The organism is Achromobacter sp. DH1f (genome assembly GCF_000633435.1).
GTDB classification, from domain to species: domain Bacteria; phylum Pseudomonadota; class Gammaproteobacteria; order Burkholderiales; family Burkholderiaceae_B; genus Achromobacter; species Achromobacter deleyi.
This window is the reverse complement of the sequence record NZ_AYMF01000023.1, coordinates 97,044-110,786: the sequence shown is the minus strand read 5'-3', so window position 1 is coordinate 110,786 and position 13,743 is coordinate 97,044. Positions and strand designations below refer to the sequence as shown.

Annotated in this window: 11 protein-coding genes; 9 read left to right on the top strand and 2 right to left on the bottom strand. The window is 69.0% G+C overall.

The genetic code is table 11. The annotated features are described in order from the left end of the window. Nucleotides 1-149 precede the first annotated feature (149 nt). The 3 genes from U858_RS0118545 to U858_RS0118535 all read left to right on the top strand — a co-directional run bounded on the left by U858_RS0118545 (nt 150) and on the right by U858_RS0118535 (nt 3,840). A complete protein-coding gene (locus U858_RS0118545; RefSeq protein ID WP_029954045.1) occupies nt 150-1,376 on the top strand; it encodes an MFS transporter in 1,227 nt (408 codons plus the stop codon). A 10-nt stretch (nt 1,377-1,386) separates the two neighbouring features. Continuing rightward, a complete protein-coding gene (locus U858_RS0118540; protein ID WP_025138651.1) occupies nt 1,387-2,541 on the top strand; it encodes an MFS transporter in 1,155 nt (384 codons plus the stop codon). 87 nt (nt 2,542-2,628) lie between these two features. After that, entirely contained in the window at nt 2,629-3,840 is a 1,212-nt protein-coding gene (locus U858_RS0118535) for a hypothetical protein (RefSeq protein ID WP_025138650.1), read from the top strand. A gap of 139 nt (nt 3,841-3,979) precedes the next feature. Here the strand turns inward: U858_RS0118535 and U858_RS0118530 are convergent, their stop codons facing one another. Continuing rightward, complete coding sequence (locus tag U858_RS0118530) at nt 3,980-5,203, bottom strand: hypothetical protein (RefSeq protein ID WP_025138649.1); 1,224 nt, start codon at nt 5,201-5,203, stop codon at nt 3,980-3,982. Between the two features lie 132 nt (nt 5,204-5,335). Here U858_RS0118530 and U858_RS0118525 point away from each other — a divergent pair, with 132 nt between their 5' ends. Genes U858_RS0118525 through U858_RS0118500 form a run of 6 tightly spaced genes read left to right on the top strand, consistent with a single transcriptional unit; the run spans nt 5,336 to nt 13,098 of the window. Beyond that, entirely contained in the window at nt 5,336-7,588 is a 2,253-nt protein-coding gene (locus tag U858_RS0118525; RefSeq protein WP_029954044.1) for a TonB-dependent siderophore receptor, read from the top strand. A gap of 5 nt (nt 7,589-7,593) precedes the next feature. After that, nucleotides 7,594-8,745, top strand: a complete 1,152-nt coding sequence (locus U858_RS0118520; RefSeq protein ID WP_081821657.1) for an ABC transporter substrate-binding protein — start codon at nt 7,594-7,596, stop codon at nt 8,743-8,745. After that, entirely contained in the window at nt 8,745-9,821 is a 1,077-nt protein-coding gene (locus U858_RS0118515) for an iron ABC transporter permease (protein WP_025138646.1), read from the top strand. Before U858_RS0118520 ends, U858_RS0118515 begins: the two co-directional genes overlap by 1 nt. Beyond that, nucleotides 9,818-10,621, top strand: coding sequence for an ABC transporter ATP-binding protein (locus tag U858_RS0118510; RefSeq protein WP_025138645.1), 804 nt, complete (start codon nt 9,818-9,820; stop codon nt 10,619-10,621). The genes U858_RS0118515 and U858_RS0118510 overlap by 4 nt, the downstream gene beginning before the upstream one ends. Further along, nucleotides 10,618-11,700 carry a hypothetical protein gene (locus tag U858_RS0118505; RefSeq protein WP_025138644.1) on the top strand — a complete coding sequence of 361 codons (1,083 nt, stop codon included), beginning with the start codon at nt 10,618-10,620 and terminating at the stop codon, nt 11,698-11,700. Before U858_RS0118510 ends, U858_RS0118505 begins: the two co-directional genes overlap by 4 nt. 15 nt (nt 11,701-11,715) lie before the next feature. Then, nucleotides 11,716-13,098 (top strand): MmgE/PrpD family protein, encoded by a 1,383-nt coding sequence (locus tag U858_RS0118500; protein WP_025138643.1) that lies wholly within the window; start codon nt 11,716-11,718, stop codon nt 13,096-13,098. Here the strand turns inward: U858_RS0118500 and U858_RS0118495 are convergent. After that, on the bottom strand, nt 13,070-13,723 hold the full coding sequence (locus U858_RS0118495) for a TetR/AcrR family transcriptional regulator (RefSeq protein ID WP_042885184.1): 654 nt from the start codon (nt 13,721-13,723) through the stop codon (nt 13,070-13,072). The two genes, U858_RS0118500 and U858_RS0118495, sit on opposite strands and share 29 nt — an antisense overlap. Nucleotides 13,724-13,743 lie beyond the last annotated feature (20 nt).

The following is a 13,743-nucleotide window of genomic DNA, read 5'->3' as shown; positions in this document are numbered from 1 at the left end:
TTTTCCTCGTTTTCGGCTTTGGCCGATTTCTTCCGATATTCGAATTAATGCCCCCACCCAGGCTTTGAACGAATACTTTGATATTCAAAACAATGACGTGAAGATGAGCGACAATCTGGCATCGTCACCCCCTTGCGACGGCCATTGTCTTGACTGCCCCCTCGTCTGCCTCGCGTCCGTTGGACTGGCTCAATTTCTTCGTCGCCGATGTGCGCGACGGCCTGGGGCCCTATCTGGCCATCTACCTGCTGGCCGTGCACCATTGGCGGCCCGACAGCATCGGCCTGGTGATGACCCTGTCGGGCCTGGCGGCGCTGGCCGCGCAGACCCCGGCCGGCGCGCTGGTCGACCGCACGCCGAACAAGCGCGCCTTGCTGATGGCCGCCGCCATCCTGGTGACGCTGGCCTGCATGGCCGTGCTGGTCAACGCCAGCTTTGCCTGGGTCACGTTCACGCAGTCGCTGGCCGGCGTGGCGTCATCGGTCTTTGCGCCGCTGATCGCCGCCATCACACTGGGGCTCAGCGCCCGCGGCGCGTTCACCGCGCGCATCGCACGCAACGAGTCCTATAACCACGCCGGCAACGCCGTGGCGGCGATTCTGGCCGGTGTGCTGGCGTATTTCTGGGGCCCGGTGGCCGTGTTCTATTTGATGGCCGCGATGGCCCTGGCCAGCGTCGCCGCCGCCTTGCGCATTCCCGCAGACATCGACCTGGACCGGGCGCGCGGCCTGGCGCACGACGACCCGGCGGCCGCGCCGCAACCCGTCCCGCTGCGCCAACTGCTTGATAACCGCCCGCTGGTGCTGCTGGCCGTCAGCTGCGCGCTGTTCCACCTCGCAAATGCCGCCATGCTGCCGCTGGTCAGCCAGAAACTGGCGCTGGCCAATCCGGCGCTGGCTACGCCCCTGACGTCCGCCTGCATCGTGGCGGCGCAGTTCGTGATGATTCCGGCGGCCATGGCCGTGGGCCGTTATGCCGACCGCCTGGGCCGCAAGCCGCTCTTGCTGATCGGGTTCGCGATCCTGCCGTTGCGCGGCCTGCTCTACACCTTGTCGGACGACATGGCGTGGCTGGTCGCCGTGCAGCTGCTCGATGGCATCGGCGCCGGCATCTTCGGCGCCGTGTTGCCGCTGATGGTGCTGGACCTGACGCACGGCACCGGCCGCTTCAACGCCAGCCTGGGCGCCGTCACGACGGTGTTCGGCATCGGCGCCTCGCTCAGCAACGGCCTGGCGGGCCTGATCGTGCAGCACGCGGGCTACCGCGCGGCGTTTCTGGCGCTGGCGGGCATCGCCGGCCTGGCCTGCGCCGCGTTGCTGGCACTGCGCGAAACGCGCGTGGCCGACGCCACCCCCACGACGCCCGCCTCGGCCTGAGCCCCCGACCATGCCGCGCCACCTGACGGTCCTGATCCTGCTGGCCGTGACCCAGATCACCGGCTGGGGCGTGGTGGGCGTGCTGCCTGTGATTGCCGCGCCCGTGGCGGCCGACCTGGGCGCCTCGGCGGCGTCGGTCTTCCTGGGCACCTCGGTCATGTATGTGGCCATGGGCCTGGCCGCGCCCTGGGCGGGCCGCGCCTTCCGCATCCATGGCACGCGCCAGGCGATGGCGGCCGGCGCCGGGCTGATCGGGCTGGGCCTGATCGTGCTGGCGCTGTCGCGCAACCTGGTGACGTTCTGGGGCGCCTGGGCGCTGATCGGCCTGGCCGGCGCCCTGTTCCTGACGACGGCCGCCTACGCCTACATCGCGGAATACGCCGAAGACCAGGCCCGCAGCCTGATGGGCACGTTGATGCTGGCAACCGGGCTGGCCGGCAGCGTGTTCCTGCCGGTCACCGCCCTGCTTGACCACTGGGTCGGCTGGCGCGCGGCCATGTTCGCCTATGCCGCCGTGATGCTGCTGGGCGTGTGCCCGCTGGTCGGCTTCTGCCTGCCCGCGACCCTGGCCGCGCCGGCCAAGGCCGCGCGCTCGTCCGCCCGCCGGCACGGCAAGGTCTTTGCGCTGATCGTCGCCGCCATCGCCCTGAACAGCTTCGTCACCTTCGGCATCCAGGCCGTGGGCGTGCAGCTGATGCAGGCCATGGGCATGGACCTGGCCTATGCCGTGGGCATCGCGTCGCTGCTGGGCGTGTTCAAGGTGGGCGGCCGTGTGGTCGACCTGCTGGGCGGACGGCGCTGGGATGGCCTGTCGACCGGCATCGTGGCGGGCGCGATGATTCCACTGGGCCTGGCCGCGATGTGGCTGGGCGGCGCCGGCTGGGTGCCGGTGGCAGGCTACCTGCTGCTGTTCGGCGTGGGCAGCGGCGCCTTTGCCGTGGCCCGCGCCACCCTGCCGCTGGTGTTCTTCCAGAAAGCCGACTACACCGCAGCCATGGCGAAGATCGCCTTGCCGATGAACCTGATCAACGCCCTGGCGCCGCCGGCCATCGCCGCGTTGATGACCCGCGCCGGCGCCCCGGCCACCTTCGCCACGCTGGGCGGGCTGAGCCTGGCGGCCCTGGCCGTGCTGCTGCAACTGGGCCGGATGCGGGACTTGCCTTAGCCTGCGCTGACGTTGCCGCGCACGCGCGCGTCGGCCATGGTCTCGCAGCTATGATGCAGCGCTGACGAAAGATCTGGGAGAACGCAATTGTCCGATGGGAATACGGTGCTGCACGACACCGATTGGGGCCGCCTGTTTCACGCCTATGGCGTCGCGGACGACACGCCCGGCCACCTGCGCAACCTGGCCAACCCGCAAGCCGCCGAACGCCAGGCGGCGCTGACGCATCTGCACAGCGCGATCCTGCACCAGGGCACGATCTATTCCGCCACGCCCGCCGCGGTCGGTGTCATCACGGCGCTGCTGCGAGATACCACTGCGCGCGCCGCCCTCGACGCGGACACGCTTGCCGCGCTGGTCGCCTTCCTGGGCCAGGTCGGCAGCAGCCTGAACGAGATCGAACCGCCGCAAGCCGACCCCTACCCCAGCGACGCGGAACTCGACACGCTGATTCTGCATCTGCGCGACGATGAAGACGGCGAAGACGAGGAAGGCTGGGGCTCGCCGTTGATCTCGACCTTGATGTGCCATGCCTTCCTGGCGCTGCGTGCCATGACAGGAGACGTGCTGGATGCGCTGGCGGCCTATCTGTCGGACGACAACGATGAGATCCGCCGGGAAACCGTCAACGCCGCCGCGCAATGGGGCGTGATGGCCCCCGACAGCGCTGCGGCCCACGCCGTCGCCGCGCGCCTGCAGGCACGGTTGGACGATGGCGCCGCGCGCGATGCACGGGATGACCGCGCCGGCCTGGTCCTGGCCTTGGGCCAACTGGGCCACGACGTATCCCGCTGGCTGGACGATGCCGACGACGCCATCCGCGCCTGCGCCGCCTTGTTTGTGTCCGATGCACGCGCCACGGCGATCCTGGTCACGGCCCTGACTCGCCCGGACCAGGTCGATGCCTGGTTCACGCAACGGCCGCCGTACTTTCCCATGCACACGCGCCTGACCTTGCTGGGCGCGCTGATCGAACGCCAGGTGCCCCTTGCGCAACTGCTGCCCGCGGCGCTGGCCCTGATCGCCCGGACACAGGGCGGCCTGCTCGCCAACAGCGAATGGGGCCGCATCCTGACCTTGGCCTTTCCCGACCAGGCAGCAGCCTTTCGGCCGGGCCAGCGCCCGCCGTTGCCGGCGCAGCTGTCGCCCGCGCAGCATGCCGCGTTGCTGGCCCTGCATACGAACCCGGACGTCTGGAATCCCCGCGACGGCAATGCCGGACTGGCCCGGATGACGGTGGGCCTGCCGGACACGCGCGACGCGCTGGCGGCGTATTTGGCCGCCACGCCGGTACGCTAGGATTGGCCATCTATTTGGCCGCCATGCCGATGCACCAGGATTGGCCACCTATTTGGCCGCCACGCCGATGCGCCAGGGTTGGCCGTCAAGGCCTGCACCCGCCGCCTTCAGGCGTATGCATGAACGGCCACGGCCCCGCCTAATCCGCCAGCAGCTTCACCGTCTGCGAGTTGTAGTTGGCGTACGCGCCGCCGCACATCGTATGCACCTTGGCCGCCTGCGGCACGCCGGTGGTGCGCAACGCCAGATCGCCGCCGCGCGCGCGGATTTCCCGGTAGCGCTCGGCGGCAACGGAACCGTCGGGCAGCACATACAGACGCACCTGCGGCAACGACGGTTTGCCGCCGTCCGCCTTGCTGGCCGCGCCGAACGGCGGCACCGCCACCTTCGCCTCGCGCCAGGCCGGGGCGTCCTCGCGCGTCTGCCACCGCACCGTCAGCGGCGCGTCCAGGTCCGCCACGGCGGGGCTGCTTCCGCGGGGCGGATCGCAACGCATGCCGGCCAGGCTGCGGGCCGGCCCCTGAAGATCCAGCGTCTGGCCATTGATTTCCACGCGCACCAGCGTCTGCGTCGTGTAGTTTTCCAGGCTGAAGAGCGTCAGCCCCGGGATGGCGGCCGCGCTCATCGCGTCCTCGGTCGTGCCGGCAAATCGCGCCAGGCTGGGCGCCACCTCGACGTGGTCGGCATAGTGAAAATACTGGTGCATCAGCAGCGCCGCCTCGCCATAGGCGAACGCGGCAGCCAGCCTGGACAGGTCCGGGTACGGTTGGCGCTGCAACGGCAGATCGACCCCGGTGGGGGTGCCGTCGAAGTTGAAATACGCGTAGCGGGTGGCGCCGGCTTTCAGGCGATCGCCGTCGTACGGAAACGTGCCGGCGGCTACGACATCCGGGCTGGGATAGCGCCGCAGGCTGGTAAAGCCGGTCTGGGCGCCTGAAGCCGGTTCCAGCCATTGCGAGCCGCCCGATGACGACGAGGCCTGGCGGAAATCCAGCCCCAACGGGTGGCCGGCAAGATTGACATGCGTCTCGGCGATGGCCGGATTGCCTTGGCGGAAACGGTCCGCCCGCCCCTGCCGGATGGAATCATCAACGGGCACGATCAACACGGCCAACAGCGTCGGCAAGAACATCAAGGCATGGACGCGTGCCGGCACATTGCCCCGATCCCGCACCAGGTACACGACCCAGGTCACCACCAGCACGATGGCCACCGGCCCGCCGAACATCACCGCGTAACTCAACAGGGCCACCACGCCCCAGCCCAGGTTGTCGGCGGTGACGGCCACGATGCCCAGGAAGGCCAGAAAGCCCGCCAACGCAAAGGAAACGATGATGCCGAAGAGGTAGTTTCTGGTCTTCAAATCGACAGTCTCCGACGAAATCCACAGGCCCGATGGTACAGGCTGGAAACTTCGGTAATGCGATTTATTTACATTGACCGACGGTCGGTCGATGAATATACTGCGCAGCTTCCCATCCACAAGCTGCACACCATGACCGTCGTATCCGAGGCGCATCGCACCCCCTTCCGCCCTGCCCAACCGTCCGCGCTCGGCGCCATCGCCAGCGCCGCCCTGCTGTCATCCACCCTGCTCGCCCTGCCCTTGCCCGGCGTTGCCGCGCCCATGCACGACGAGGCGGCTGCCGACGTACCCACCCTGGCCGAAGTGACGGTGTCCGGCGCGGCCGCCAGCGACGTCGGCGACGGCCCGGTCACGGGCTACGTCGCCGAGCAGTCACGCGTCGGCACCAAGACGCCGACGTCCATCCTGGAAACGCCGCAGTCGATTTCCGTCATCACGCGTGAACAGATGGACGTGCAGCAGTCGGCCAGCACCAGCCAGGCGCTGCGCTACACGGCCGGTGCCTACAGCGAGAAATACGGCGGCTTCGGCGGCCAGCTGGACCTGACGCGCATCCGCGGCATCGACGCCGATTACTACCTTGACGGCCTGCGCATGATCACCAACGTGTCGACGTGGACCACGCAGGTGGATCCGTTCGCGCTCGAACGCGTGGAGGTGTTGCGGGGCCCGTCGTCCGCCGTCTACGGCCAGGGCACGGGCGGCGGCATCGTCAACCAGGTCAGCCGCCGGCCGCAGGCCCAGGCCGCCCACGAGATCAACGTGCAGATGGGCAATTTCGGCCGCCGCCAGCTCGCCATCGACACGACCGGCCCCCTCGATGAGCAGGGCCAATGGCTTTACCGCCTGACCGCCATCGGGCTGGATTCGAAGGGCCAGGTCGAAGACGTCAAGCACCAGCGCGTCTACCTGGCGCCCGCCCTGACCTGGCGGCCGTCGGCGGCAACCTCGTGGACCCTGCTGGCCACGCACTCACGCGAACCCGAGATTCCCGACTACAACAGCCTGCCCGCGGTTGCGCTTGGGCTCAACGGCAGCCCCTACCCCCAAGTGAACCGCCGGCGCAACTACACCGACATGGATTTCCAGGGCTCAAGCCGCAAGCAGGACTCGGTCAGTTCGCTGTTCAGCCACGACTTCGGCAATGGCTGGTCGTTCCACAGCAACCTGCGCTACCAGTACGTCAATTCCGACATCAAGCGCACGTCCATCTACGGCTACCAGGACCGCGCCGGCCACCTGTGGCTGGAAGGCACCTACGGCCTGGCGCCGGCCAGTTCGAACACCTTCTCGGCCGACAACAACCTTACGGCCACCCTCGATCTGGGCCCGACCCGGCACACCTTGCTGGCGGGCGTCGACTTTGCCAAAGGCACGCTGCGCAACGATTCCTATCGCATGGACCCGGTGGCGTTCGACCCCTACGACCCCGACCATTACCGGCCGTCCGCCACGCCGGATTTCAGCGACAGCCGTAACCGCTGGCCCTATAACGTGCGCCAGCGCTTTGACCGTGTCGGCCTCTATGCCCAGGACCAGATTGCCTACGGCGGCTGGCGCCTGACGCTCAGCGCGCGGCACGATACGTCCAGGACGCAGGACGAATCGCGCAGCTACACGCCCGCCTGGAAGCGCAGCGAACAGAAAGACAGCAAATGGAGCACGCGCGCTGGCCTGGGCTACGTGTTCGACAACGGCGTGTCACCCTACGTCAGCTACGCCACGTCGTTCGACCCCGTGCTGGGCAACGACTACGGCGGCGGCGCCTTCAAGCCTACCGAAGCCACCCAATATGAAGCAGGCGTGAAATACCACCCCGCCAATTCGGGCACGCAGTTGACCGCGGCGGTCTTCCAGCTGAACCAGACCAACGTCAAGACGTCCGACACCCGCCACCTGGGGTTCTGGACGCAGTCCGGCGAAGTCCGGTCGCGGGGCATCGAACTGCAGGCCAACGCCGAACTGGCGCGCAACCTCAACCTGATCGCCAGCTATGCGTTCCTGGACAACCAGCTGATCAAGGACGCGTCGTATGCCGGCAAGAGCCTGGCGCAAACGCCGCGCCACAGCGCCTCGGCCTGGGTCGATTACCGCATTGCCAGCGGCCCGCTGGCCGGCTTGTTGGCAGGCGCGGGTGTGCGCTACCTGGGGTCGACCTATGGCGACCCGGCCAACAGCTTCAAGGTGCCCGCGGTGACGCTGCTGGACGTGGCGTTCAGCTACGACCTCGCCCGCCTGTCGCCGCAACTGCAAGGCGCCAACCTGGCGCTCAATGTCAGCAACCTGGCCAACAAGCGCTACGTCGCCAGTTGCGTCTCGGCGATGTATTGCTTCATCGGCCAGGACCGCAGCGCGGTCGCCACGCTCAGCTACCGCTGGTGACGTCCATGGCCTTTGCGCATTCGCCCGCCCGGCGGGTGGCCTTGCGGGGCGCAGCCGGCGCGGCGCTGCTGTCCCTGGCGCCACGCCGCGTCCGGGCGCAGCAGGCGGCCGCGCTGGTCGACATCGCCGGGCGGCGCGTGCAGGTTCGCCTGCCCGCGCGCCGCATCGTGCTTGGCGACGGACCGCTGGCCTACGTGGTGGCGCTGCTGCGGCCCGACGAGCCGTTCGCCCGCATCGTCGGCTGGGGCGACAACTTTCGCTCGGCCGACCTGGGCGGTTACCTGGCCTACCGCCAGCGCTTTCCCGCCATCGACCGCATTCCCACCTTCCGCGGTTCGAACGTGGGCGCGATCGACATCGAACTGGCGATCTCGCTGGCGCCGGATGTGGTCGTGCTGAACCTGAGTTCACGCCCCGCCGCCGAATCTTCCGGCCTGATGGTGCGGTTGGAGCAGGCCGGCATACCGGTGGTGTTCGTCGACTTTCGCACGCGCATGTTCGACAACACCGCGCGCAGCATCGACATCATGGGCGAGTTGCTGGACGAACCCGGCCGCGCCCGGGCGTTCCTGCAGTTTCGCCAGGCGCAGATCGACCGCGTGGTGCGGCCGCTGCAAGAGGTCGCGCACCGCCCCAGCGTCATGATCGAGCGGGCGGCGGGTCTGTACGACGACTGCTGCCTGTCGTATGGCGACGGCAATTTCGGCGAACTGGTCCACGCCGCGGGCGGCGACAACCTGGGCTCGCACTGGCTGCACGGCACCTTCGGCACCCTGCATCCGGAACAGGTCATTGCCGCCGACCCCGACGTCGTGCTGGTCACCGGCGCCAACTGGACGCTCTATTCACCCGCGGGTGACTGGGTCAACCTGGGGCCGGGCGCCGACCCGGCCGCCGGCCGCGACCGCCTGCGCCGCCTGATGCAGCGGCCGGCCTACCGCGCGCTGTCCGCCGTGCGGGCCGGCCGGGTGCACGCCATCTGGCATCCGTTCTACGACAACCCCTACTACTTCATCGCGCTGCAGCGGGTCGCCAAGTGGCTGCACCCGAACCGCTTTGCGTCGCTGGACCCGGACGCCACGTTCCGTGAACTGCATGCCCGATTCCTGCCCGTACCCTATCAACCGGGGTACTGGCTGAGCCTGGATACCCCCTGATGACACACGAATCCCTCGCCGGCCCGGCCTCGGCCGCCGAACGCGCGCACGGCCGCAGCACCTATCGCCGGCTGGCGCGGCGGCGCCTGTTGATCCTGCTGGGCATGGCCCTGTTGACCACGTTATGCCTGGGCCTGGACCTGTCCACCGGCCAGGCCGTCTATCCCCCGTCCGAGGTGCTGGCGGCGCTTTGGCAACGCGACGCGCCGCTGGCCGTGCAGGTCATATTCTGGGAACTGCGCCTGCCGGTTGCTCTGTCGGCGCTGGTGGTGGGCGCCAGCCTGGCCGTGGCTGGCGTCCAGATGCAGACCGTGCTGAACAATCCGCTGGCCAGCCCGTTCACGCTGGGCCTGTCGGCCGCCGCCAGTTTCGGCGCAGCGATCGGGCTGGTGCTGGGTGTGACCATCCTGCCCGCCGCGGCCGTGGCCTACGCCATTCCGGTCAATGCCTTCCTGGTGTCCATGGCGGCCGCGCTGTTCATCTACCGGCTCAGCCGCAAGCCCGGCATCACCAGCGAGATGATCGTGCTGCTGGGCACGACGCTGGTGTTTTCATTCACCGCGCTGCTCGAAGCCCTGCAATACGTCGCGCCCGACCAGGCCTTGTCGGCCGTCGTCTTCTGGACCATGGGCAGCCTGTCGCGGGCCAACTGGCTCAAGCTGGCCATCATGAGCGCGGTGCTGCTGGGCGTATGGCTGGTCTTTGCGCGCCAGGCCTGGGCCTTGACCGCGTTGCGCCTGGGCGAGGCGCGCGCCACCAGCCTGGGGATCCCCGTCGCCCGCCTGCGCCTGCGCAGCATTCTGCTGGGCAGCCTGCTGGCGTCGGTGTGCGTGTCTTTCGTCGGCACGATCGGCTTCATCGGCCTGGTCGGGCCGCACATCGCCCGGCTGCTGGTCGGCGAAGACCAACGCTTCCTGCTGCCGGCGTCGGCGCTGTGCGGCGCCTTACTGCTATCGGCCGCGTCCGTGCTCAGCAAATCGCTGCTGCCCGGCCAGACGCTGCCGATCGGCATCGTCACATCCCTGGTCGGGGTGCCCCTGTTCTTTACGCTGATCCTGCGCCGGAGGCGCGCATGAACGCGGCCGTGCTCGAAGTGCGGGGGCTGGCCGCCGCCTATGGCCGGCGGCGCGTGCTGGACGGCCTGGACCTGGCGCCGCTGCTGCCCGGCACCGTGACAGCCTTGCTGGGGTCGAACGCCGCCGGCAAGTCGACGCTGCTGCGCCGCCTGGCGGGGGAATTGCGCGGTCCGGGCACGGTGACGGTCGCGGGCTGCGCCGTCCAGACCTGGCCGCCGCAGCATCCGAACCGCCCGGCTCACGTGCCGCAGGACATTTCCATCGGTTCGTCGCTACGGGTGTTCGAGGCCGTCCTGCTCGCCGCCAAGCAAGGCGGACGCTGGACGGTGCACCACGACGAACTCGACGCCGTCACGCACCTGTTGAAAACCTTGCAGATCAACGACCTGGCCGATCGCGAACTGGCCGCCCTGAGCGGTGGACAGCGCCAGCTGGTGTCGATCGCGCAAGCCCTGGTGCGCGCGCCGCGCGTCCTGCTGCTGGACGAACCCACCAGCGCGCTGGACCTGCAGCGTCAGCACGAGGTGCTGGCGCTGCTGCACGACCTGTCGCGCACCCGCTCGATGTGCGTGGTAATGGCGATCCACGACATCAATCATGCCCTGCGGTTTGCCGACCAGACGGTGGTCCTGCACGACGCGCGCGTGTTGGCCCAGGGTGTGCCCCACCAGGTCATCACCCCCGCCCTGCTGGCTCAGGTCTATGGCGTCAGTGCGCGGGTCGAAGCCTGTTCACGGGGGCATTGGCAGGTCATCGTCGATGGCTCGCTGCGCCGCCCCAAACCGGAGATGTCCGCATGATCACGATATGGAAAAAAGACGCGCTGCGCTCGCGCGTGGAGCACGCTTCGGGCGGCAGGCAGACCGTGCTGTACACCCGGCGCGGGCAGCCCAGCTACCTGAATGTCGTGACGCGGCACGACCTGGCCGCCGGCCACCACCCGGCGTTCGTGCTGAACGGCCAGCCCCGCCAGGAATTCTTCTACGGCACTTACGGCGGCGTGATCCGCGATGGTGAACTGCTCAGCCTGCCCGGCCAGCCGCCCGCCAGCGGCATGGACTTCGACCAGGCCTGCGCCGCGGCCCGCGCCTGCGGCCCTGGCTGGCATTTGGCGACCAACGCCGAACGGGCCGCGCTGGTCCAATGGGCCCGCGAACAGGGCTGGTCGCCACGCGGCAACACCGACCAGGGCCGCGACGCCGTGGCGCCGCAGGACGCAGGGCAACGCGTGGACGGCCTTGCCGCGGGCCGCGCCGACGGCAATCCCGCCACGCTGACCGGCTCGGGGCCCGCCGCCTGGCGCCTCGACGGCACGCCGCAAGGCATTGCCGACCTGTGCGGCAATCTGTGGGAATGGACGGCGGGGCTGCGGCTGGTCGACGGCGAGATCCAGGTCATCGCCGACAACGATGCGGCCTGGGCAGATGGCGCCGCGCTGTCGGCCGCCTGGCGCGCGATCCGCCTGTCCGACGGCGAGTTGGTCTCGCCCGGCGCCACCGGCACGGCCAAGTTCGACGCCTCGCGCGGGGTCGCCGACGGCAACGCCGGGGCGCCAGTCCTGTCGGACCACGTCCGCTTTCGCGCCGGCCCCGCCGGCAGCGCCGCCAACCTGCCCGGCCTGATGGATGCGCCGTTTCACGCCCTGCGCGCGGCGGCCGGCATCGAGCCGCCCGCGCGGCTGCGCGACCTGGCGCTGTATCCGGCCGGACATGGGTCGGAACGCGCACAGGCCTATCTGCGCAATTACGGCGAACGCCTGATGCTGGCCGGCGGCGCCTGGTATTCGGGCCTGGACGCCGGCCTGACCGCGCTGTGCCTCAGCCACCCTCGCCACCATGCCAGCGCCACGGTCGGCGCGCGCCCCGCTTTCCTGCTTTGAACAGAGACCTTGAAGATGAGCTATTCCGATCCGATTCTGCCCTTGATCGACGCCGCGTTGCAGGCCCTTCCGGACGCGATTCCCGAGCCCGTGCTGGCATTCCAGCGCCTGCGCCTCCTGGATCACCTGGCCTGCCTGGCCGCCGGCTATGACGGATCGGGCGTGGCCGCCGCACTGGCCCTGGCCCGGCGCTGGAGCGCGGTCGGCGAAGCCACGGTGCTGGGAGCGGGCATCCGGCTGGCGGCCGGCCAGGCGGCGTTCGTCAATGCCGTGCGGGCGCGGGCGCTGGATTTCTGCGATGTCATCTCGCCGGGTTGGCACCCCAGTTCGTCGGATATCCCGGTGGCCTTGGCCATGGCGGAACACACAGGCGCGTCCGGCCGCGACCTGCTGGCCGCCATGGCCATCGGCCAGGACGTCGGCCAACGCATCAATCTTGCCGCGCAGGCCAATGGCTTTTTCTACCGGGGGTTCGATTCCAACGTGCTGGGCTTGCTGTCCGGCGCCGTCATGGCGGCCCGGCTGCTGCGCCTGCCGCGCGATGCCTTCCTGTCGGCGGTGGGGCTGGCGTTCGACTTCGGCATCGGCACGTTCCAGCACTACCAGGACAAGGCGCTGGCCGTGCGCATCGGCCAGGGGCTGGTGGCGCGCCACGCGATCGAAGCCGCTCAAATGGCGCAGGCCGGCCTGACCGGCCCGCGCCGCATTCTGGGCGGCGAAAACGGGTTCTTCAAACTCTATGCGCCGGGTGAACCTGACCTGGCCGTATTGACGGCCGACCTGGGGCAACGCTACCTGGGCGCCGAAGCCACGTGCTTCAAGCCCTATCCGCACTGCAGCATCCTGCTTGCGCTGACGGACACGCTGCTGGCCCGGCGCGGCGACCTGCCGTTGGAAAAACTGGATGCCTGCACGCTGCGGCTGCATGTGTCGCCCACCATGCGCATGGTTTGCGGCGCGGCCTATGCGCCGTCGGAAACCGCCGAGATCGACGCCCAGTTCAGCGCCGCCTACATCGTGGCCAACGCCCTGCTGCGCGGCGCCGCCACGCCCGCCCAATTCACCGCCCAGGCGGCCGGCGAGCCGGCGGTGTGCGCCCTGGCCCGGCGCGTCGAGATCATCGAAGACCCGTCCTATACGCGTTTTGACGCCTGCCGCCTCACCCTCGACCTGTCTGGTGCGGCGTCGGTCGTCATCACGGCATCCTTCGGCCGCGGCTGGCCCGAAAACCCGCTGGACGAAGCGGCATTGATCCGCAAATTCATGTTGTGCTGCGGCCTGTCGGCCAGCCCGGCCCTGCGCATCGGGGCCGACCGCATTGCCGCCGAAATCCAGGCGCTGGATCGAGCCTCGTCGGTGGCGGCCCTGGTCAACGCGATGTCGGGCCCGCAGGTTTGACCCCCACGCCCAGCATGCGCAGACAGTCGTCGGCCACGTCGCGGGCAAACCCCGAACAGTCCGTCAGCTGCGCGGCGATCGCGTCGTCGGTCACGCCATGCACGCCGGAATACATCAGCAGCGCCGTGATGCGAGGCTGGGGCAACGCCCAGGCGCCCGCCGCCCTGCCGCCTTCCAGGATGCCCAGCAACTGGTCAAGCACGGCGTTCTTGTCGCGATTCTGGCGGTCGTGATGGTGATGGTTGGTGTAGACGATGTCGTGCGTGCGGTAGGTATCGACATAGGTCTGGACGCTGGCGTGCACCCAGGCGCGCAGCTTGCCGACCCAGTCCTGCGGCTCGCACGCGTTCACGGCGCGTTCCAGGGCTTCCAGATATTGCCGCGTATAGCGTTGCGCCAACGCTGCCAGCATGTCGGTCTTGGCGCTGAAGTAGTGATAGAACGTGCCCTTGGCGACCTGGGCCTCTTCGACGATGGCGTTGATCGTGGTGGCCTCGACCCCGTTGGCCAGGAACAGCTTTTCGGCGGCCGCCATCAGTTCTTCCAGCCTGACTTCGGCGGGCTTGGTGCGCGGCGGACGCGGCGGCGTATCGGGCTGGGCGGCTTTGGCGCGAGTCACTCTCATGAAAACAATTCCGGCATCTG

Bases quoted from the DNA above. Each gene is read 5' to 3' on its own strand.
- U858_RS0118540 (WP_025138651.1), top strand. From the start codon at position 1,387: ATGCCGCGCCACCTGACGGTCCTGATCCTGCTGGCCGTGACCCAGATC.
- U858_RS0118525 (WP_029954044.1), top strand. From the start codon at position 5,336: ATGACCGTCGTATCCGAGGCGCATCGCACCCCCTTCCGCCCTGCCCAA.
- U858_RS0118520 (WP_081821657.1), top strand. From the start codon at position 7,594: ATGGCCTTTGCGCATTCGCCCGCCCGGCGGGTGGCCTTGCGGGGCGCA.
- U858_RS0118515 (WP_025138646.1), top strand. From the start codon at position 8,745: ATGACACACGAATCCCTCGCCGGCCCGGCCTCGGCCGCCGAACGCGCG.
- U858_RS0118510 (WP_025138645.1), top strand. From the start codon at position 9,818: ATGAACGCGGCCGTGCTCGAAGTGCGGGGGCTGGCCGCCGCCTATGGC.
- U858_RS0118505 (WP_025138644.1), top strand. From the start codon at position 10,618: ATGATCACGATATGGAAAAAAGACGCGCTGCGCTCGCGCGTGGAGCAC.
- U858_RS0118500 (WP_025138643.1), top strand. From the start codon at position 11,716: ATGAGCTATTCCGATCCGATTCTGCCCTTGATCGACGCCGCGTTGCAG.
- U858_RS0118495 (WP_042885184.1), bottom strand. From the start codon at position 13,723: ATGAGAGTGACTCGCGCCAAAGCCGCCCAGCCCGATACGCCGCCGCGT.